At 71.6% G+C, this 19629-nt stretch carries 17 protein-coding genes; 11 read left to right on the top strand and 6 right to left on the bottom strand.

Going from position 1 to position 19629, the window contains the following annotated elements:
* Nucleotides 1-2: 2 nt before the first annotated feature.
* The 3 genes from ACZ42A_RS07940 to ACZ42A_RS07930 form a co-directional block, all read right to left on the bottom strand.
* Entirely contained in the window at nt 3-1079 is a 1077-nt protein-coding gene (locus ACZ42A_RS07940; protein ID WP_468526318.1) for a substrate-binding domain-containing protein, read from the bottom strand.
* Nucleotides 1080-1338: 259 nt separating this feature from the next.
* Complete coding sequence (locus tag ACZ42A_RS07935) at nt 1339-1755, bottom strand: SCO4983 family protein (RefSeq protein ID WP_468526317.1); 417 nt, start codon at nt 1753-1755, stop codon at nt 1339-1341.
* Between the two features lie 76 nt (nt 1756-1831).
* Nucleotides 1832-3043, bottom strand: coding sequence for a pyridoxal phosphate-dependent aminotransferase (locus tag ACZ42A_RS07930; RefSeq protein WP_468526316.1), 1212 nt, complete (start codon nt 3041-3043; stop codon nt 1832-1834).
* A 125-nt stretch (nt 3044-3168) separates the two neighbouring features.
* Here ACZ42A_RS07930 and ACZ42A_RS07925 point away from each other — a divergent pair, with 125 nt between their 5' ends.
* Complete coding sequence (locus tag ACZ42A_RS07925; RefSeq protein WP_468526315.1) at nt 3169-3837, top strand: hypothetical protein; 669 nt, start codon at nt 3169-3171, stop codon at nt 3835-3837.
* 170 nt (nt 3838-4007) lie between these two features.
* Complete coding sequence (locus ACZ42A_RS07920; protein WP_468526314.1) at nt 4008-4847, top strand: S1 family peptidase; 840 nt, start codon at nt 4008-4010, stop codon at nt 4845-4847.
* An 18-nt stretch (nt 4848-4865) separates the two neighbouring features.
* Here ACZ42A_RS07920 and ACZ42A_RS07915 read toward each other — a convergent pair whose 3' ends face one another.
* Together ACZ42A_RS07915 and ACZ42A_RS07910 are read right to left on the bottom strand one after the other, a co-directional pair.
* The gene (locus ACZ42A_RS07915) at nt 4866-6476 is read right to left on the bottom strand and encodes an N-acyl-D-amino-acid deacylase family protein (RefSeq protein ID WP_468526313.1); all 1611 of its coding nucleotides are present in this window, start codon (nt 6474-6476) and stop codon (nt 4866-4868) included.
* An 11-nt stretch (nt 6477-6487) separates the two neighbouring features.
* A complete protein-coding gene (locus ACZ42A_RS07910) occupies nt 6488-7750 on the bottom strand; it encodes an amino acid deaminase (RefSeq protein WP_468526312.1) in 1263 nt (420 codons plus the stop codon).
* Between the two features lie 139 nt (nt 7751-7889).
* On the opposite strand from ACZ42A_RS07910, the gene ACZ42A_RS07905 reads away from it, so the two are divergent.
* From ACZ42A_RS07905 to ACZ42A_RS07885, 5 genes are all read left to right on the top strand, one after another.
* Nucleotides 7890-9035, top strand: a complete 1146-nt coding sequence (locus tag ACZ42A_RS07905) for a sugar kinase (RefSeq protein WP_468526311.1) — start codon at nt 7890-7892, stop codon at nt 9033-9035.
* A complete protein-coding gene (locus tag ACZ42A_RS07900) occupies nt 9032-9793 on the top strand; it encodes an IclR family transcriptional regulator (protein ID WP_468526310.1) in 762 nt (253 codons plus the stop codon). The genes ACZ42A_RS07905 and ACZ42A_RS07900 overlap by 4 nt, the downstream gene beginning before the upstream one ends.
* Nucleotides 9790-10200: a RidA family protein gene (locus tag ACZ42A_RS07895; RefSeq protein ID WP_468526309.1), complete on the top strand. Its 411-nt coding sequence runs from the start codon at nt 9790-9792 to the stop codon at nt 10198-10200. The genes ACZ42A_RS07900 and ACZ42A_RS07895 overlap by 4 nt, the downstream gene beginning before the upstream one ends.
* Before the next feature lie 113 nt (nt 10201-10313).
* A complete protein-coding gene (locus ACZ42A_RS07890) occupies nt 10314-11795 on the top strand; it encodes a GntP family permease (RefSeq protein WP_468526308.1) in 1482 nt (493 codons plus the stop codon).
* Nucleotides 11796-11962: 167 nt separating this feature from the next.
* Nucleotides 11963-12502: a hypothetical protein gene (locus ACZ42A_RS07885; protein WP_468526307.1), complete on the top strand. Its 540-nt coding sequence runs from the start codon at nt 11963-11965 to the stop codon at nt 12500-12502.
* On the opposite strand, the gene ACZ42A_RS07880 is transcribed toward ACZ42A_RS07885, so the two are convergent.
* Nucleotides 12499-13851: a M14 family metallopeptidase gene (locus ACZ42A_RS07880; protein ID WP_468526306.1), complete on the bottom strand. Its 1353-nt coding sequence runs from the start codon at nt 13849-13851 to the stop codon at nt 12499-12501. The two genes, ACZ42A_RS07885 and ACZ42A_RS07880, sit on opposite strands and share 4 nt — an antisense overlap.
* Before the next feature lie 397 nt (nt 13852-14248).
* Between ACZ42A_RS07880 and ACZ42A_RS07875 the strand changes: the two genes are divergently transcribed.
* The 4 genes from ACZ42A_RS07875 (at nt 14249) to ACZ42A_RS07860 (ending at nt 19615) form a co-directional block, all read left to right on the top strand.
* Nucleotides 14249-16570 carry an ATP-binding protein gene (locus ACZ42A_RS07875; protein WP_468526305.1) on the top strand — a complete coding sequence of 774 codons (2322 nt, stop codon included), beginning with the start codon at nt 14249-14251 and terminating at the stop codon, nt 16568-16570.
* A gap of 98 nt (nt 16571-16668) precedes the next feature.
* Nucleotides 16669-17595: an anti-sigma factor RsbA family regulatory protein gene (locus ACZ42A_RS07870; RefSeq protein ID WP_468526304.1), complete on the top strand. Its 927-nt coding sequence runs from the start codon at nt 16669-16671 to the stop codon at nt 17593-17595.
* A gap of 87 nt (nt 17596-17682) precedes the next feature.
* Nucleotides 17683-18174, top strand: coding sequence for an ATP-binding protein (locus tag ACZ42A_RS07865; RefSeq protein ID WP_468526303.1), 492 nt, complete (start codon nt 17683-17685; stop codon nt 18172-18174).
* Between the two features lie 121 nt (nt 18175-18295).
* The gene (locus ACZ42A_RS07860) at nt 18296-19615 is read left to right on the top strand and encodes an Nramp family divalent metal transporter (protein WP_468526302.1); all 1320 of its coding nucleotides are present in this window, start codon (nt 18296-18298) and stop codon (nt 19613-19615) included.
* Nucleotides 19616-19629 lie beyond the last annotated feature (14 nt).

Below are 19629 nucleotides of genomic sequence, written 5' to 3'. Positions count from 1 at the left end.
GATCATCCGCGCGCCCGGCGCGCCATCTCGTGCAGCACCGCGGAGGTGGGCACGGGCGCCTGCCGGACACCGGTCAGCTTCTGGTTGAGATAGGCGGTGAGGTCCGCGGTGGCCGCGGTGAACTCGGCGCTCGCGCCCTGCGGGCGGAAGCCATGGCGTACGGCCAGCTTTCGCAACTCGGGGTCCCTGGCGAGGAGTTCACCGAGCGCGCGGCCGTCCTCGCTCAGCGGAACGACGGTGTGGTCGCTGGTCGCGGTGGTGTCCGGATAGAGCACGGTGAGGTCGCCGACGTCCTGACCGTCCGCCAGCAGGGCGGCCACCTGCGACTCGTACACCAGCACCAGCGGATTCCCGGCGCCGCTGACGAAGTCCCGGAACGCGGCGTCCGTGCTGGACTGCTGGGCGCCCTGCACACTGACCAGCTTGCGCAGCAGGGGCGCGGTCCGCTCGACGTCGGCGTCGCTCGCCACCACCCGGCCGCCGTTGTCGACGTAGGAGGCGGCGGCGAGGTACAGGGCACCGGAGTTGGAGGTCGCCGGGTCGGTGGTCGCGATGTACAGCGTCCCGCTCAACTCACCGTACTTCCCGGCTCCCTTCAGCTGCTGCCAGGTCCGGTCGTCACGGGCCGCACCGAGGAAGGGCTGCATCCGCAACGTCCCGGTGTTCCCCTTGCCCAGCTCGGCGAGCCCGTTCCCGGCCAGGACCTCGGCGGCATTCCGGTGGGCGACCACGACGAGCGGCGAGTAGAAGGGGCGCGGCAGGGGCTGCCGTGCGCCGTGCTTCTCGGCGAGTTCGGCGGCCGGCGCCTGACTGGACGGAAAGGCGAAGTCGTACCCCTTGAGGTCCAGCCCCTCCATGGCCCACGACCCGGAGGTCTCGGCCTTCACGGTGTAGCCCTCGGCGGCCAGGGCCTTCACCACCTCGGGGTCGGCGAAGAACTCCGCCTTCTCCGACCCGATCACTCCCCGCACGGTCTTCGTTGCCGTGCCCTGGTCCTCTCCCTGTCGCCCCGCAATGACGGCGGCGACCACGCCACCGACGAGCAGGACCGCGAGGACAATGCCTGCGATTCGTCTCACAAGGGGAGAGTGCGCGCGGAATCCAACGTTCCTCGCGGCGGGGGATGAACGGGGGGTGTCATACCGGCCCCGGAAGTGCAACGCGCCCCAAAGGGGCGCGGGGAACTGCGCGATCAACCACAGACAACCCGCAGCCGCAGACGGCAAGGCGCCCTACGGCGAACAACCGGTCAAGCCAACGCAGTGATGTTGTGGCAACCCGGTCCGCGCGTCGCTGCGGGTGCACGCGGACCGGGGCCGAAAAGGGGAGCCCGCGGGCTCAGTGGGAGGCGAGCTCCCTCGGACCCAGCGCTTCCGCGTGCGCATCCATACGCTCGGCGGCAAGAATCGCGGCAGCCGTGTCCGCCCGGGACGCGGCAACCACCAGCGCCCGCCCGGCAAGGGCATGCGCCCGCTGATGCAGCGCGGCGAGATGCGGCTCGGATACCGCGCTCACCGAGGAGCGAACCGGCGCCTGCCCACCCCGCAGCCGGCTCACCTGCTCCGCCAGCCGCCCGGCGGCGGCGTCCAGGTCACCGGACGGTGCCAGCGCCCGCAACTCGTCGGTGACGGCGAGCAGCGCCGCGAGATGGCCCGCGAGCTGGATGTCCAGCTCCTCCTCACGCGACCGGTGGGGGAAGTCCGAGGTGCCGGCCATCGTGCTGTGGACCGACTTGGTGCGGATCGGTTCGTACATGGGATGGCCTCCTGTGCTCTGACAGAAGCCATCCTACATTAGATCCGTTCTAAAGTTGACCGCGGTTTGGAGGCTGCTAGATCTGGCTGTAGCCGTCCAGGAAGTTCCCGATCCGCCCCACCGCGTCGCGCAGATCGCCCGCCGTCGGAAGCGTCACGACCCGGAAGTGGTCCGGTTCCGGCCAGTTGAAGCCGGTGCCCTGGACGACCATGATCTTCTCCTGCCGGAGCAGGTCCAGGACCATCCGCCGGTCGTCCCTGATCTTGAACACCTTGGGGTCGAGCCGCGGGAAGAGATACAGCGCGCCCTTCGGGCGGACACAGGTCACGCCGGGGATCTGCGTCAGCATCTCGTACGCGACGTCCATCTGCTCCTTCAGCCGCCCGCCCGGCAGCACCAGGTCGTTGATCGACTGCCGCCCGCTCAGCGCGGCGACGACCCCGTGCTGGCCCGGCATGTTCGCGCACAGCCGCATGTTCGCCAGGATCGTCAGACCCTCGATGTAGGAGTCGGCGTGGGCGCGCGGGCCGGAGATCGACATCCAGCCGACCCGGTAGCCGGCCACCCGGTAGGCCTTCGACATGCCGTTGAAGGTGAGGGTCAGCAGGTCGGGGGCGATCGAGGCGGTCGGGGTGTGCGTGGCGCCGTCGTAGAGGATCTTGTCGTAGATCTCGTCGGAGCAGACGAGCAGATTGTGGCGGCGGGCGATGTCCGTCAGACCGCGCAGCACCGTCTCGTCGTAGACCGCGCCGGTCGGGTTGTTCGGATTGATGATCACGATCGCCTTGGTGCGGTCGGTCACCTTGCGCTCGATGTCGGCGAGGTCCGGCATCCAGTCGGACTGCTCGTCGCAGCGGTAGTGCACCGCCGTACCGCCGGACAGTGACACCGCCGCCGTCCACAGCGGGTAGTCCGGGGCCGGTACGAGGACCTCGTCGCCGTCGTCCAGCAGGCCCTGCATCGCCATCACGATCAGCTCGGAGACGCCGTTGCCGATGAAGACGTGCTCGACGTCGGTCTCGATGCCGATGGTCTGGTTGTGCATGACGACCGCCCGGCGTGCGGCCAGCAGGCCCTTCGCGTCGCCGTAGCCGTGCGCCGTGGAGACGTTGCGGAGGATGTCCTCCAGGATCTCCGGCGGGCACTCGAAGCCGAAGGCGGCCGGGTTTCCGGTGTTCAGCTTGAGGATGCGGTGACCGGCAGCTTCCAGCCGCATCGCCTCCTCGAGCACCGGGCCCCGGATCTCGTAACAGACGTTGGCGAGCTTGGTCGACTGGATCACCTGCATGCCTGGGAGCTTACGGCCGGGTATCGCTCCGCGGGTCGTGTTTTCCGCCACGTGAGACGCGCGGTTTGGACGGGTATGGGCCGCCGCTGTCCCTGGAGTCACTCCAGTCTCTAGAATGCGCGGCCATGTCCGAGCCCCCCAGAACGGGTGACCCCCAGGGTCCGCCGATGGTGTACCAGCCCCAGCCGCGGCCGGACCAGATTCCGGCCTACGAGGAGTACGCCGATCCGGCGACCGCGCACGGCTGGGAGAACACCTACGACGAGACCCGCGAGCTGCCGTCGGTGCCGGCCCCCGGACCCGCGGCACCCGGACCCCGGCGTTCCCGGCGCAAGCCCAGCCCGTGGCGGCAGCGGCGGGTGGCGGTGGCCGCCGGTGCGGTGGGCGCGGTGGGTGCGGTCGCGCTGATCGCAGGGTTCTCGTTCTCGGGGTCCTCCGCCGAAGGCGGCGCGCAGGGCGAGAAGGCGCGGACGAGTCCGACGGCCGGCGACCCGGACACGGTCGCGCCGTCGCGCACGGATGACACGGGAGGCGGGGGCGAGGGCACGGCCTCCGTGCCCGCCGCGGGCGGCACCGGCACCGCCACCGCCACCCCCAGTGCCTCGGCCCCGAGTCCTTCGGAGAGCGAGGGCGGCAGCTCGAAGGCCCCGGCCACCGAGGAGCCTTCGAGCGCGTCCCCCTCCACCACCCCGACCGCCTCCGCGACCGCCTCCGCGACCCTCCCGGACGACGGCCCGGGGAACGCCAACGGCAACCCGGGGCACGGCCAGGGCGGCACCAAGCGGCCCAAGTAGCCCCGCGGCACCCGCGAAAACCCGCCACCCCCGGGCCTGAAACGCCTCCTTGTCCCCTCGTGTCCCCGCACCAACAATGCGCATGACAAGACAGCGGGCGGCCGGACGACCTCCGGTCGCTCACGTCGTACGTCGTCCAGTCGTACGTCGTCCAGAGGGGACCCCCACACATGAAGAAGCCTCTCCTCGCCACGCTCGCGGCCCTGGTGATCACCGGGGCGGGCGCGGCACCCGCCGTCGCGGCCACACCGGACACCGAGGCGGCGCCCGCGATCCAGGCGGTGAACTTCGCCGGGACCGTCGCGCTCAGCAACTGCTCCGGGTCCGTCATCCGCATGCCGGACTCCGCCGACGACGACCCGGCGCTCGTCCTCACCAACGGCCACTGTCTGGAGTCCGGCTTCCCGGCCCCCGGCGAGGTCATCGTCGACCGGGCCTCCACCCGCTCCTTCGGCCTGCTGAACTCCGCCGGCACCCGGGTGGCGACCCTGCGCGCGAACAAGATCGCCTACGCGACCATGACCGACACCGACGCCGCCGTCTACCAGCTCACCCGCACCTACGCGCAGATCAGAAGCTCCTACGGCATCAACGCGCTCACCCTGAACGACACCCACCCGGTCGCCGGAACCGCCATCAGCGTCGTCTCCGGCTACTGGAAGCGGATCTACAACTGCTCCATAGACGGCTTCGTGTACCGGATGCGCGAGGGCGACTGGACCTGGAAGGACTCCGTCCGCTACACCTCCGCCTGCGACACCATCGGCGGCACCTCCGGCTCCCCGGTCGTCGACCAGGCCACCGGCCGGGTGGTCGCCGTCAACAACACCGGAAACGAGGACGGCGAGCGCTGCACGGTGAACAACCCGTGCGAGGTCGACGCGAACGGCAACGTCACCGTCCGGCAGGGCATCAACTACGCCCAGCAGACCTACCAGCTCGCCGCCTGCTTCGGCCTCGACAACAAGCTGGACCTGTACGCGAGCGGCTGCACCCTGCCCAAGCCGTAACCGGTCACGGCCGTACGGTCACACGGGCGTCCTGCGCACCGAGCGGCCCGCCAGGACGTCCGTGCGCCGCCCGTCGTCGATCACGAAACGGCCGTCGACGAGGACGTACGGGATGCCGGTCGGGAGCGTGCGCGGACGGTCGTACGTCGATCCGGCCGCGACCGTGGCCGGGTCGAACAGCACCAGGTCGGCGCGGTACCCCTCGCGCACCACGCCCCGGTCCGGCAGCCGCAGCCGGGCCGCCGGGCGGGAGGTGAGGTGCGCGACGCACTCCTCCAGCGACAGCACGCCCAGCTCGCGGACGTACCGGCCGAGGTAGTGCGGGAAGGTGCCGTAGGCGCGCGGGTGCGGCTTGGCGCCCTGGAGGATGCCGTCCGAGCCGCCGGTGTGGACGCGGTGCCGCATGATCGCCCGGACGTTCTCCTCGTGGCCGACGTGCTGGAGGATCGTCGGCCCGAGCCGGTCCTCGACCAGCAGCCGGTGCGCGACCGTCCAGGGCGCCTCGCCGCGCGCGTCCGCCGACTCCTGGACCGTACGGCCCACGTAGTCGCCGAACGCCGGGTCGGTCACCCCCGAGATCTCGATCGTCTCCCACTCCACGGGCACCCCGTGGCACCCGTCCGCGCCGATCACCTCCATGTGGTGCCGGATGCGAGCGGCGGTCTCCGGATCGGCCAGCCGCTTCAGGATCGCCTCCGGCCCGCCCTCGCTCGCCCAGCTCGGCAGCAGCGCGGCGAGCGTGGTGCAGCCGGGGGTGTACGGGTAGGTGTCGAGGCTGATGTCGGCGCCGGCGGCCAGCGCGTCGTCCAGCAGGGCCAGCAGCTCGGGCGCGCGGCCCTGGTTCACGCCGAAGTTCATGGTGGCGTGTGCCAGGTGCAGCGCGCAGCCCGCCTCCCGGGTGAGGGCCACCATCTCCTCGTAGGCCTGGAGGGCGCCCGCCCCGTACGAGCGGTGGTGCGGGCAGTAGTAGCCGCCGTACGACGCCACCACCCGGCACAGCTCGGTCAGTTCGGCGTCCTCGGCGTACATGCCGGGCGTGTAGGTCAGCCCCGACGACATGCCGACCGCGCCCTGCTCCAGCCCTTCGGCGACCAGCTGCCGCATCCGGTCCAGCTCGCGCGGGGTGGCCGCCCGGTCCTCCCAGCCGACGGCGAGCGCGCGGACCGTGCCCTGGGGGACGAGATAGGCGGCGTTCACGGCGATGCCGCGGTCCAGCCGGTCCAGGTACTCGCCGACCGACCGCCAGTCGAAGTCGATGTCGTCGCCGGAGCCGTTCCAGCCGGTGATCGCCCGGCGCACCTCGGCGAGCGTGCGGTCGTCGACCGGCGCGTACGACAGCCCGTCCTGGCCGATCACCTCCAGGGTCACGCCCTGCGCGGCCTTGGCGCTGTGGTCGGGGTCGCGCAGCAGGGCGAGGTCGCTGTGGGCGTGCATGTCGATGAAGCCGGGGGAGAGGACCAGGCCCTCGGCGTCCAGCTCGCGCCCGGCCGACGGGCGCTGGCAGCCCGCCGCGGCGGCCTCCTTGACGATCGAGACGATCCGGCCGCCGTCCACGACCACGTCGGCACGGTAGGAGGGCGCGCCGGTGCCGTCGACGACGTCCGCGTCCCGGATGACGAGATCTTCCACAGCGGCCTCCTCTAGAAGAACGTGCGGACGTAGTCGACGACCGTGCCGTCCGCCTCCGCCACCGGGATCAGCTGCCACTTGTCGAACGACGTGCACGGGTGGGACAGCCCGAGGCCCAGCCAGTCGCCGACCTCCAGATCCGCCTCCGGGGAGGTGCGCAGCCAGGCGTGCTGGTCGGACAGGCCGGTCACCTCGATCCCCGTGGCCGGGCGTTCGACGCCGTCCCGGCGGACCACCTGGGCGGACGGCAGGTCCAGGTCGTAGGCCGCGTCCCGCTTGCCCGCGTTGACGAAGGCCTGCTCGGCCGTCGGCCGGGACACCACCTGCGACCACAGCCGGAGCGCGGGCTCCAGCGCGCCCTCCTCCGGGACCCGGGTGAAGGGGGTCAGCTTGCGGTAGTGGCCGTCGTCGTGCGAGACGTACGCGCCCGAGCGCAGCAACTTCAGGACCGGCGCGGACAGTTCGGGGATGTCGGCGAACACGTCCGCCACCGCGTCGAACCAGGCGCTGCCGCCCGCGCTGACCACGATCTCGTCCAGCCCCGCGAACCGGCCCGCCTTGTCGAACTCGGCGGCGAGCGAGACCAGCCTGCCCAGCCAGGCCCGCACCCGCTCCGGGGTCGCCTGCGGCACCTCGCCCTCGTACCCCGCGACCCCGACCAGCCGCAGCGACCGGGCGGCGGCCACGGCGTCCGCGACCCGGGCACCCTCCGCCTCCGTGCGCACGCCGGTCCGGGCGCCCTCGCCGGCGGCGAGTTCGACGACCACGTCGAGCGGACGCGGGGCGTCGGCGAGGGCCGCGTCCATCAGCTCGACGCCGCGTACGGAGTCGACGTAGCAGACGAAGCGGAACGCGGGGTCTTCGAGCTCGGCGGCGATCCAGCCCAGGGCCGCCGGGTCCACCAGCTCGTTCGCGAGGAAGATCCGCTGGATGCCGAACGCCCGCGCCACCCGCACCTGGTGCGGCACCGCCAGCGTGATGCCCCAGGCGCCGTGCTCGATCTGGCGGGCGAACAGCTGCGGGGCCATGGAGGTCTTGCCGTGCGGGGCGAAGGCCAGGCCGTGGCGGGTGGTGTACGTCGCCATGAGCCGGAGGTTGTGCTCCAGGTGCTCGGCGGACAGGGCGAGGACCGGGGTGGTGAAGCCGCCGGTGAAGAGGTTGCGGCGCTGGGCCGCCAGCTCGCCGACGGTGAGCCCGTCGGCGTCCGGCGGGAGGCCCCGGAAGCGGTGGTCGACACGTTCCTCGGCGAGGCGGGCAAGGGCTTCGCTGCTCATGGGAGCCTCCCTGATCAGGCGCGTTGCGGTCTATGCAACGTCCATTGCGTATATCGCTTACCGCTGTCTAACATCTCGGCCAACGCGGGGTCAACGGAGCCGCCGACACCCTGGACGACGCCGAGGAGCTACGACGATCGTGACCGCCACCGGACTGTGCAACGCCCCCGGCGTCGTGGACGTCGTCGCGCTCGGCGAGTCCATGGTCACCTTCCTGCCCACCCGCCCCGGCCGCCTCGCCGACGTCCCCTCCTTCGAGCGGGCGATCGGCGGCGCGGAGTCCAACGTGGCCTGCATGCTGGCCGCCGCGGGGCACTCCGTGCGGTGGGTGAGCCGGGTCGGTACGGACGGGTTCGGCGATCACCTGGTAGAGGCGATCGGGGGGTACGGCGTCGATGTGGCGTCCGTACGGCGTGATCCCGCGCGCCCGACCGGCGTGTACTTCCGTACCGCCGGCGACCGGGCGACGGACGATCACGAGGTGGCGTATTACCGGGCCGGATCGGCGGCGTCCGCGATGTCCGTGACCAATGTCGACCTGGCGGCGGCCCGCGCGGGCGGGATCCTGCACCTGTCGGGCATCACGGCGGCGCTGTCGGGGGACTGTCTGGACCTGATGCGCGAACTGACCGAGCCGGGGGAGGAGCGGCCGCTGGTGTCCTTCGACGTCAACTACCGGCCGGGGTTGTGGCGGGACGGCGAGGGCGCCGGGGTGCTGCTGGAGCTGGCCCGCGCCGCCGACATCGTGTTCGTCGGCGCCGACGAGGCTGAGGAAGCCTGGGGGATGACGGCCGGGCCGGAGGCCGTACGGGCGCTCCTGCCGGAGCCCGACGTGCTGGTGGTGAAGGAGAGCGCGCGGGGGGCGACGCTGTTCCAAACCCGCGTAGCTGCGGGCAGTCGTGCCGCTTGGGGCGGCACGGGTGGGCGCAGCGGCATCCCGCCAGCGCCGGCGAGCGACACCCACCCCCGGCCGGCCCCCGCGCCGAGCACCTTCGTCCAGGCCCTGACCGTCGACGCCATGGCAAGCACCGGCGCCGGAGACGCCTTCGCCGCCGGGTTCCTCTCCGCGACCCTCCGCGAGCTGCCCATGCGGGACCGCCTCCGCCACGGCCACCTCTGGGCCGCCGCCGCCCTCACCGCCCCCGGCGACCTCGCCGCACCCCCCGCCCGCGGCCACGCCGACCGGCTGGCCGCCCTCGACGACGCCGCGTGGGGGAGACTTCGACTGGGTCCCGGCTGGACAGCCGCCACGGAAGGGGCCGAGGAGGAGGTACGTACGCCATGAGCCAGACCGTCGACCGCGCGCTGAGCATCCTGCCGCTGCTCGCCGAGGGCCCCGCCGACCTCGGGCAGGTCGCCGACCGCCTCGGCGTGCACAAGTCCACCGCCCTGCGGCTGCTGCGCACCCTCCACGAACACGGCTTCGTCTACCGCCAGTCCGACCAGCGTTACCGCCTCGGCGCCCGGCTCTTCGCCCTCGCCCAGGAGGCCATGGAGAACCTGGACATCCGGGAGATCGCCCACCCCCACCTCGTCCGCCTCAACGAACAGTGCGGGCACACCGTCCACCTCGCGGTGTACGAGGAGAACGAGGTCCTCTACATCGACAAGGTGGAGAGCCGCTACCCGGTCCGCATGTACTCGCGGATCGGCAAGCCGGTCGCCATCACCGTCGCCGCCGTCGCCAAGCTGCTCCTCGCCGACCTAGCCGAACATGAGCGCCGGGCCGTGGCGGACAAGCTCGACTACCCGCTGTACACGGCCCGTTCGACACCGAACGCCGAGGCCTTCCTCAAGGAACTCGCCAAGGTGCGCGAACAGGGCTGGGCCACCGACCTCGGCGGCCACGAGGAGTCCATCAACTGCGTCGCTGCACCCATCCGCGGCGCCGACGGCCGGGTCGTCGCCGCGATGTCGGTCTCCGCGCCCAACGTCGTCGTCACCGCCGACGAACTCCTCACCCTGCTCCCGCTGGTGCGCCGTACGGCGGAGGACATCAGCGGCGAGTACTCCGGAAGAACGCCAGTAAGGGACCCCGCATGACGGACAAGATCGCACTCACCCCCAAGACCCACACCACCCCGCCCGCGAAGTTCTCGCACGGCGTGAAGAAGGGCAACATCCTCCAGGTCGCCGGCCAGGTCGGCTTCCTCCCGGCCGAGGAGGGCAAGCCCCCGACGCCCGCCGGCCCCACCCTGCGCGAGCAGACCCTCCAGACCCTCGCCAACGTCAAGTCGGTCCTGGAGGAGGGCGGCGCGAGCTGGGACGACGTGATGATGATCCGCGTCTACCTGACGGACGTCGACCACTTCGCCGAGATGAACGAGATTTACAACTCCTACTTCGAGGAGCAGGGCCTCACCCAGCCCCCGGCCGCCCGTACGACGGTCTACGTCGGCCTGCCCGCCGGCCTCCTCATCGAGATCGACGCCCTCGCCGTCCTCGGCTGACCTCTCCACACCTCCCGCACGCCGTGACCGGCATGGTGTCCGCGCACTCCCGGACGCCATGCCGCGATCCCCCCTGCCCGAAAGCAGTATGTACTTATCCAGAGGACCCCCTGATGTCCCCTTCGTCCCCACCCCACACCGGCGGCCTCCTGCTGCTGATCGACGGCACCGCCGGACTGCTCACCGTCGCCGCCCTCGGCATCGCGCTGCTGCTCTTCCTCATCATCAAGACGCGGCTCCAGCCGTTCGTCGCGCTGCTCGCCGTCTCCATAGCCGTCGGCCTGATGGCCGGCCTCTCCGTCACCGAACTTTTCGGCACCGTCCAGCGCTCGGACGCCGTCTCCACCATCGAGTCCGGCATGGGCGGCATCCTCGGCCATGTCGCGATCATCATCGGCCTGGGCACCATGCTCGGCGCGATCCTCGAGGTCAGCGGCGGCGCGGAGGTGCTGGCCTCCCGGCTGCTCGGCCTCTTCGGCGAGAAGCGCGCCCCGCTCGCCATGGGCCTGACCGGCCTGATCTTCGGCATCCCGGTCTTCTTCGACGTCGGCATCTTCGTGCTCGCGCCGATCGTGTACGCCGCCGCCAAGCGCAGTGGCAAGTCGATCCTGCTCTACTGCCTGCCGCTGCTCGCCGGTCTGTCGATGACCCACGCCTTCCTGCCCCCGCACCCCGGCCCGGTGGCCGCCGCCGGACTGCTCCACGTGGACCTCGGCTGGGTCATCCTCATGGGCGTCGTCTGCGGTATCCCGGCCGTGCTGGCCGCCTGGGCGTTCTCCGCGTGGATCGGCCGCCGCATCTTCGTGCCCGTCCCGCAGGACATGGTCGAGGCGGCGGAGGAGGCCAAGCGCGCGGTGCTGGACGAGCAGCGCGCGCCGCGCGAACAGCCGGTCGCCCTCGGCACGGTCCTCGCCATCATCGGTACGCCGCTGATCCTGATCCTCGCGGCCACCTTCTCCTCGATCGCCCTGGACCCTCCCCCAAGCTCTCCGACAAGCTCCGAGCAGGGGGTACCCCCATCCCTCCGCTCGGTCATCGAGTTCTTCGGCCACCCCTTCGTGGCCCTCACCCTCGCCCTGCTGCTCGCCTACTACGTCCTCGGCATCCGCCGCGGCTGGTCCCGCAAGTCACTGGAAACCGTCTCCACCTCGTCCCTGAAGCCGGTCGGCAACATCCTGCTCGTCGTGGGCGCGGGCGGGGTCTTCGGCGCCGTCCTCAAGGCGAGCGGCGTCGCCCAGGCCCTGTCGGACACCTTCAACGGCGTCGGCCTGCCGGTGATCGTCCTCTCGTACCTGATCTCCCTGGTCCTCAGGGTCGCCCAGGGCTCGGCCACCGTCGCCATCGTCACCACGGCCGGCATCGTCGCCCCGCTGCTCGCCGAGGGCGACCACTCCCAGGCCTTCGTCGCCCTGGTCATCATGGCGATCTCCGCGGGCTCCATCTTCGCCTCGCACGTCAACGACGGTGGCTTCTGGATCGTCGCCAAGTACTTCGGGATCAGCGAGCGGGAGACCCTGAAGACGTGGACGGTGCTGGAGTCGGTGCTGTCGCTGGCCGGGTTCGCGGTGGCGGCGGTGCTCAGCGTCTTCGTATAGGGCCCTGACCGGGGACGGGAATCGCCCCGAGACCGACCTTTCCGCGACCGGCGGGCCGTGTGCAGTGGAGTAGGGGAGCCCCACGGGGGAGCAGCGGTCCTCGCCACGCCGCGCGCGAGGCGAGGGCTGGCTGTTCCCGACACAGGAACGTCGTCCATACTTCCGCCGTGGAGCAGCGCATAGGACCCAGCATTCAGCCCCTGCAAGGCGCCGCGGCCGATCCGGCGTTCGTCCCCGGCATCACGGGCCCGCGCCCCGACGACCCGGAGGAGACGACACCGGAGCCGGAGGAGACGGCCGTAGCCGAAGAGCGGGCCGAGGAGACGGCCGTAGCCGAGGAAGAGACGGAGGAGTCGGCCCCCGAGGAGGATTCCCCCGCCGACGGCCCCGTCTTCGAGGCCGCCGACCGGCGCGCCCGGATCATCGCCGACGCCAAGGGGGTTCGCCTGTCCCTCGACGAGGAGAGCTGCGAGTTCCGCTGGGACGAGATCGGCGCGGTGGAGACCGAGACGGCCCGCTTCGGCAAGCGGTTCACCGTCACGGTGCACACCCCTGACCGGCGCTGGTACCCGATCGAGATCGAGGCGCCGGCCAGGGCGCGCTTCGCGGAGTGGGAGTCACAGCTGGACGCGGTGCTGGACGCCTACTTCGACGATGACCAGGACGAGAACGACGACGACAAGGACAAGGTCGGCGCGGACGCCTAGCAGTACTGGGCTTCCTTCCCGATCGACCGGTACATGCAGTCCGCGTTCTCCAGCAGCTGCAGGACCGCGTCCCGGTTCCGTGAGGTCTCCCGCTCGATCACCTCGTCGGGCGGGTAGAACCCGCCTCCCGCGCTGGACGACGGGTACATCTCGAAGGTGTACCCGAAGATCTTGTGCACTCCCCAGAGGTAGTCGTCGATCGACCCGTCGGTGATGTACAGGTCGCTGGACTGCTCCGGGGTGTACCCGTTGCTGGCGGCCATCTTCTGCCCGACCGTGGCGAACGCGTTGCGGTCGTCGGCGGTCATGCCCGTGGTCGTGTCGGAGTACGTGTAGCCGAACGGCCAGAGCACCAGCTCGCTGTACGTGTGGAAGTCGATGCCCGCCTTGATCTGCTGCGTCCCGCCGACGACCCGGCTGCGCACGAAGTCGGAGACGACCTTGACCTCCTTCGCCGACTCCGGCGCCGTACCCCGGTAGGTCTCGGAGGACGGCGACCCGGAGGAGCCGCCGCAGCAGCCCCAGCGGTAGTTCCAGTTGCGGTTGAGGTCCGTGCCGACGTACGACGAGCCGGAGTTGGGCTGCCGGTTCTTGCGCCAGGAGCGGTAGGAGCCGCTCGCGATGTCGTACTCGCCGCCGTCCGGGTTGAGGTCCGGGATGATCCATATCTCGCGGTTGTTCACCATGTTGGTGACCCGGGAGTCGGTGCCGTAGTCGGAGGTCAGCTCGCGCAGCAGGTAGAGCGCCATCTCGACGGTCAGGTGCTCGCGGGCGTGCTGGTGGTGGGTGAACAGCACCTCCGGCTCGGACTCGTCGGTGGCCACGTTGTCGCTGATCTTGATGGCGACGATGTTCCGGCCCTGGTACGAGGTGCCGATGGTGCGCTGACTGGCGATGGACGGGTTGGCCGCGACGATCGAGTTGATCTGACTCGTCATCTCCGCGTAGTTGTGGTAGCGCGAGTCGGCCGACGGGAAGTCGTAGAGCCGGATCTCGTCCGACTCCGCCGACCGGTCCGGCACCGCGTTCAGCGCGGTGACGTCGTAGCCGAGTTGGCGCAGCTTCTTCACCTGGTCCGCGCGGCCGGAGACGACCACGCCGTGCCCGTGGACCTCGTCCACGGAGACGCCGGCCCGCTGGAGTGCGGTGCGGTCCTTCGCCGTCGAGTGCATATGGACCTCGTACTGGCGGATGTCGTCCGCCGAGGCGGCCGGTTTCGCGGCGCTGTCGGCGGTGGCGTCGGTGGCCGTCGCCGAGAGGGGTGCCGCGAGGGCGAGGGTGAGCAGGCAGGCGAGCGCGGCGGTGCGTCTGCCGCTGCGGGCGCCGTGGCCGCGTATGCGAAGTCGCATGAAGTCTCCTTGGTTCTCCAGGGATTCCGGGGTCTCCGGACGTGGGGAGTGGAGCTGTGGGGGTGGTTCTTCCGTGCGACGTACGACGTTCTGGTGCGGGTGTGGCGCTCATGGTTGAGGCAATGGCATGAGCAGGTCAATAGCGCGCCAAGGGTGGATGGCCTGAACCAGGCGGAAAACGGCCGCGCGGTGCACCGTTAAACGGCCGCGGTGCAGCGTGAAACGGCCGCGCAGTGTACGCGCGGCGGCCATCTCCGACGGCCGCCCCGGCAAAGTGCACCCGCGGGTGTGAGCGATGCGTGCATATATGTGGAATCCGGGGAAGAGTGAGGGTCCGCGCACCGGGAGCCACGGGACCGCCGACTCCCCGCTCAACACCCCAGAGGACTGGCTGATCATGGGCGGATCAGCGCCACGACGGGACTGTCACCTGCCGGTCGAGACGACCAGCTTCGTCGACCGGCGGGACGAACAGGCCGAGGGCCGCGAACTGCTGGCCCGCGCCCGGCTGGTCACCCTGACCGGACCGGGCGGCGTCGGCAAGACGCGCCTGGCCGCACGGATCGCGGCCCGCGTCGCCCGCGCCTTCCCCGACGGCGTGCGCTTCGTCCACCTCTCCGGGCTGCACGACCCGGCCCTCGTCCCGGTCGCCGCCGCGGACGCGCTCGGCCTGCACGACCACTCAGCCCAGCCCCCGCTCGACGCCCTGGTCGAACAGGTACGCGACCGGCGGCTGCTGCTCGTCGTCGACAACTGCGAACACCTGCTCCCCGCCTGCGCCGAGCTGGCCGCGGCCCTGCTGCGCGGCACCACCGGCGTCCGCGTCCTCGCCACCAGCCGGCACCGCCTCGGCCTCACCGAGGAACACCTCATGGACGTACGGCCGCTGCCCGTCCCCGACCCCGACGGCGACCTCTCCGCCGCCGACGCGAGCCCCGCCCTCGCCCTCTTCGCCGACCGCGCCGCCGCCGTCGTCCCCGGCTTCCGCCTCACCTCCGCCAACCGGGCCGCCGTCGCCCGCCTGTGCCACCGCCTCGACGGACTGCCGCTGGCCATCGAACTCGCCGCCGTCCGGATGCGCGTCCTCAGCGTCGAACAGCTCCTGGCCCGCCTCGACGACCGCTACCGCCTGCTCTGCGCCGGCAGCCCCGCCGTCCTGCCCCGGCACCAGACCCTGCGCGCCGCGGTCGACTGGAGCCACGAACTCTGCACCGAGGCCGAGCAGTTGGTGTGGGCCCGCGCCTCCGTGCTGGCCGGGAGCTTCGACCTGGAGACCGCGGAGGCGGTGTGCGCCGACGGCGAGCGGGTGCGGACGTACGACGTCCTCGAAGCCGTCGCCGGACTCGTCGACAAGAGCGTGCTCTGCCGTGAACCCGGCCCCGACGGCGTCCGCTACCGCCTGCTCGACACCCTGCGCCACTACGGCCTGGAGAAACTCCGCGAACTTCCCGGCGAGGAGAGCGCCGCCCGGCGCCGCCAGCGCGACTGGATGCAGGAGCGGGCCGCCGCCTGCGAACGCGCCTGGTTCGGGCCCGGCCAGCGGGAGACCGTCGCCCGGCTCCGCGCCGACCAGGACAACCTGCGCGCCGCCCTCGACTACAGCCTCACCGCACCCGGCGAAGCCCTGGCCGGTCTCCGCCTGGCCGGCACCCTCTGGTTCTACTGGCACGCCTGCGGCGCCCCCCGCGAAGGCCGCTACTGGCTCGACCGCGCCCTCGACGCCCACCCCGAACCCACCCGCGAACGCGCCCGCGCCCTGTGGATCTCCGGCCTCCTCGCCGGCTGCCCCGAAGACCTCACCCGGGGCCGCCGACGCGCCGAGGAGGCCGCCGCCCTCGCCCGGCGGCTCGGCGACGAGGCGGAGGCCGCGCACGCCGAATACGTCATCGGCGTCATCCGCCTGTTCAGCGACGACCTGCGCGCCGCCCTCGACCACTTCCGGGCCAGCGTCGCCCGCGGTCCCGTCCCCGGCCAGCACCTCAGCATGTTCGGCCTCGACCGGGTCGAACTCGCCTGCGCCCTCGGCTTCCTCGGCGAGGCCGACCAGGCCATCGCGGTCTGCGAGGAGACCCGGCGGCTGTGCGAGGCGCACGGCGAGGAATGGGTGCTGTCGTACGTGCTGCGCATGCTGGCCCTCGCCCACACCGTGAAGCGGGACTGGCCGCGCGCCGAACGCCACGCCCGCGAGGCGCTGCGCCGCAAACTCGCCGTCCACGACATTCTCGGCATAGGCCTCACCCTCGACCTCCTCGCCCAGATCGCCGGCCACGGCGGCGCCCCCGAACGCGCGGCCGTCCTGCTCGGCGGCGCCGACCGGGTGTGGGCCGACGTCGACCGCGACCGCTGGGGCTCCGCCGCCCTCGACGCCGCCCGCCGCGGCACCGAGACCCGGGCCCGCGAGGCCGTCGGCGCCCAGGAGTACGAGCGCGCCTACGCCCAGGGCGCCGCCTTCGGCCTCACCGAGCTGGTCGGCTACGCCCTGGAGGAACACCGGCCCCCCGAACCGCCCGAGCCGGAACGCCCCCCGCAGGGCGTCCGCCTCACCCGGCGCGAGACCGAGGTCGCCGAACTCGTCGCCGAAGGACTCGCCAACCAGCAGATCGCCGACCGCCTGGTGATCGCCCGCCGCACCGCCGAAGGCCATGTCGAACGCATCCTCAGCAAGCTCGGCTTCAGCAACCGCAGCCAGATCGCCGCCTGGGTGACGGCCCAGCGCTGAACGCTTCCGGCAGTCGCCCTGTCGGCACAGCTGCCTCGTCGGAGGAGCCGTGTCCGAAGGAGCAGCTGTGTCCGAACCCACCACCTACCAGGAGAGCCATGACCACCACCCGACCAGCCACCCCGCCCACCCCGCCGACCCGGCCCGGCCCCTTCGACCACCGCATGGCCGTCCACGGCTCCGACGAGGAGTTCCTGGCCACCGCCCTGCCCTTCCTCGCCGAAGGCCTCACCGCCCCCGACGAGCCCCCGCCGGTCGCCATCGCCGCCCCCGCCAAGCTCGACCTGCTGCGCGACGCCCTCACCGACGAGGACGCCAAGCGCGTCATCACCGTCCCGCACACCGACTGGTACACCGGCTCCGCCGCCAACGCCATCGCCCAGGCCGCCGGCTACCTGGCCGCGCACGCGGGCCCGGGCGGCCGTATCCACCTCCTCATGGAACCCGACTGGTCCGGCCGCGCCGGCCGCTCCGCCCGCGAGTCCGCCGAATGGATCCGCTACGAGGCCCTCGCCAACGTCCTCTTCGCGCCGTACGCCACCACTGCCCTGTGCGTCTACGACACCCGCACCGCGGGCCCCGCCGTCATCGCCGCCGCCCGCCGCGCCCACCCCGACACCGAGGTGTACGCCGACCCGCTGCTGGTCGCCGCCGAACTGGACGCCGTACCACTGCCCCCGCCCCCGCGCGACGCACACCGCCTGCCCGCGCCGGAGCCCGAGGCGGTCCGCACCTGGGCGCTCACCCGGGGACTGCCCGCCGCGGAGGCGGACCTGTTCGCCACGGCGGTGGCGGAGGCCGCCGTGGACCCGGTCACCGGCGTACTGCTGTGGGGCGAGGCACCGTCCTGCGTCTGCGAACTACGCACCGAACGCCGCCTGGACGACCCGCTGGCGGGCTTCGTCCCCCCGCCCGCCGCGGAGTTGCAGCCCGGACAGGGCCTGTGGTTCGCCCGCCAGGTGTGCGCGTACGTCGACGTCCGCGACGACGCGGACGGGGCCTCCGTCCGCCTCCAGTACGCGTAGCCCACACCGGTGACGTGCCGCCACGCAGGTATGGAAACGGGTAGTCCTCCCCGTGTGCCGGGTTGGCCCCCGGGACACTCTGAACCCATGTTGCGACTCTCCGGGGGCCTCCTCCCGGACCCCCACCCCCAGTACGGCGCGTATCCACAGCCCCCGATGGGCGCGGGACACGCGAGCACCGAGTACGACCCCCGTCCCTCCGCGGTCGGCGAGGCCCGCGCGGAGGTCCGCAGGCAGCTGGAGGGATGGGGGCTGGCGGAGCGCGACGACCTGGAGGACCTGGTGGACACCGCCGAACTCCTGGTCAGCGAACTGGCCACCAACGCCCTGCTGCACTCCGCGAGCCGCTTCCGGCTGACCCTGTCCGCCGCCCACGGCGTGCTGCGCTGCGAGGTCGCGGACGCCGGCCGCCGGGTCCCGCAGGTGCTCCAGGCGGGCACCTCGGAGAGCGGCCGGGGAATGTACCTGGTGGACGCGCTCGCCCGGCGCTGGGGCTGCCACCAGGACGGGCCGGGCAAGACCGTGTGGTTCGAGCTCGGCACGTGCGCGTGCGACGGCTGCGGTCGGCGACAGCCGTAGCACGGCAGCGGCCCGGGCCCCGGCGGCGCGCCCAGCCGCCGGGGCCCGTACGCCCGCGCGAGGTGTGAAGATCCCGCACGCCCTCTTGCCGCGAGGCCGGTGATCGGCTTTCTTGACCAGCATGGCGGACACCACGGGAAACACAACGGCATCACAGGTCGGCGGCCCGGACTCCACACCGCGCAAGTCGAGTTGGAAGTACATCGGCCCCGGAATCGTCGTCGCCGCGACGGGCGTGGGCGCAGGCGACCTGGTGGCCACCCTGATCGCGGGCAGCAGCTTCGGCTACACGCTCCTCTGGGCGGCGATCGTCGGCTGCCTGGTGAAGATCTCGTTGGCGGAGGCAGCGGGCCGCTGGCACCTGTCGACCGGCCGCACCCTGTTCGACGGCTGGGCGAGCCTGGGCCGCTGGACGACGTACTTCTTCGCCATCTACCTGGTGATCTGGGGTTTCGTCTACGGCGCGGCGGCGATGTCATCAAGCGCACTGCCGCTGCAAGCCCTGTTCCCGGACGTCATGGACCTGAAGTGGTGGGCGGTGGCCTGCGGCCTGGTCGGCCTGGTCTTCGTCTGGTTCAACAAGTACGCGGTGTTCGAGAAGGTCATGACGGTCCTGGTGGGCGTCATGTTCGTGGTCACGGTCTACCTGGCGATCAGGGTCACCCCGAACCTGGGCGACGCGGTCGCCGGTCTGCTCCCGGTCCTGCCGGACGAAAAGGACTCGATCCTCAACACCCTGGGCCTGATCGGCGGCGTGGGCGGCACGATCACGCTGGCGGCCTACGGCTACTGGGTCAACGCCAAGGGCTGGACGGACACGGGCTGGATGAAGGTGATGCGCCTGGACAACCGGGTCGCGTACGTGACGACGGGCGTGTTCGTGGTGGCGATGCTGTTCGTGGGCGCGGAGTTGCTCCATTCCGCGAACGTGGCGATCGCCAGCGGCGACAAGGGCCTCATCCAGCTGACCGACATCCTGGAGGCGGAGTACGGCACGGCGACGGCGAAGTTCTTCCTGATCGGCTTCTTCGCCACGTCCTTCACCTCCCTGATCGGCGTCTGGCACGGCGTGAGCCTGATGTTCGCCGACTTCGTGGCGCGGTACCGGCGGTCCGACGAGGCGAAGGCCGACGAGATCGCGGCGGGTACCCGCGAACGCTCCTGGCCCTTCCGCGCGTACCTCCTCTGGCTGACCTTCCCCCCGATCATCTTGTTGTTCCAGGGCCAGCCCTTCCGCCTGATCATCATCTACGGCGTCCTCGGCGCAGCCTTCCTCCCCTTCCTCGCCGGCACCCTCCTCTGGCTCCTCAACTCCCCGCGGACGCCGCGGGAGTGGCGCAACGGCTGGCTCAGCAATGGGATGCTGGCGCTGGCGGGGTTGTTGTTCCTGGTGCTGTGCGTGAAGCAGGTCTGGGATCAGCCGTGGTCGGAGTTCTTCTAAGGAACGGGTTTCGG

It is taken from the genome of Streptomyces sp. NPDC030838 (assembly GCF_055572035.1).
Note: the sequence above shows the minus strand (reverse complement) of the source record. Positions and strands in the feature narration are given on the sequence as shown.

Bases quoted from the DNA above. Each gene is read 5' to 3' on its own strand.
- ACZ42A_RS07935 (WP_468526317.1), bottom strand. From the start codon at position 1,755: ATGTACGAACCGATCCGCACCAAGTCGGTCCACAGCACGATGGCCGGC.
- ACZ42A_RS07930 (WP_468526316.1), bottom strand. From the start codon at position 3,043: ATGCAGGTGATCCAGTCGACCAAGCTCGCCAACGTCTGTTACGAGATC.
- ACZ42A_RS07925 (WP_468526315.1), top strand. From the start codon at position 3,169: ATGTCCGAGCCCCCCAGAACGGGTGACCCCCAGGGTCCGCCGATGGTG.
- ACZ42A_RS07920 (WP_468526314.1), top strand. From the start codon at position 4,008: ATGAAGAAGCCTCTCCTCGCCACGCTCGCGGCCCTGGTGATCACCGGG.
- ACZ42A_RS07910 (WP_468526312.1), bottom strand. From the start codon at position 7,750: ATGAGCAGCGAAGCCCTTGCCCGCCTCGCCGAGGAACGTGTCGACCAC.
- ACZ42A_RS07900 (WP_468526310.1), top strand. From the start codon at position 9,032: ATGAGCCAGACCGTCGACCGCGCGCTGAGCATCCTGCCGCTGCTCGCC.
- ACZ42A_RS07895 (WP_468526309.1), top strand. From the start codon at position 9,790: ATGACGGACAAGATCGCACTCACCCCCAAGACCCACACCACCCCGCCC.
- ACZ42A_RS07890 (WP_468526308.1), top strand. From the start codon at position 10,314: ATGTCCCCTTCGTCCCCACCCCACACCGGCGGCCTCCTGCTGCTGATC.
- ACZ42A_RS07880 (WP_468526306.1), bottom strand. From the start codon at position 13,851: ATGCGACTTCGCATACGCGGCCACGGCGCCCGCAGCGGCAGACGCACC.
- ACZ42A_RS07875 (WP_468526305.1), top strand. From the start codon at position 14,249: ATGGGCGGATCAGCGCCACGACGGGACTGTCACCTGCCGGTCGAGACG.
- ACZ42A_RS07870 (WP_468526304.1), top strand. From the start codon at position 16,669: ATGACCACCACCCGACCAGCCACCCCGCCCACCCCGCCGACCCGGCCC.
- ACZ42A_RS07865 (WP_468526303.1), top strand. From the start codon at position 17,683: ATGTTGCGACTCTCCGGGGGCCTCCTCCCGGACCCCCACCCCCAGTAC.
- ACZ42A_RS07860 (WP_468526302.1), top strand. From the start codon at position 18,296: ATGGCGGACACCACGGGAAACACAACGGCATCACAGGTCGGCGGCCCG.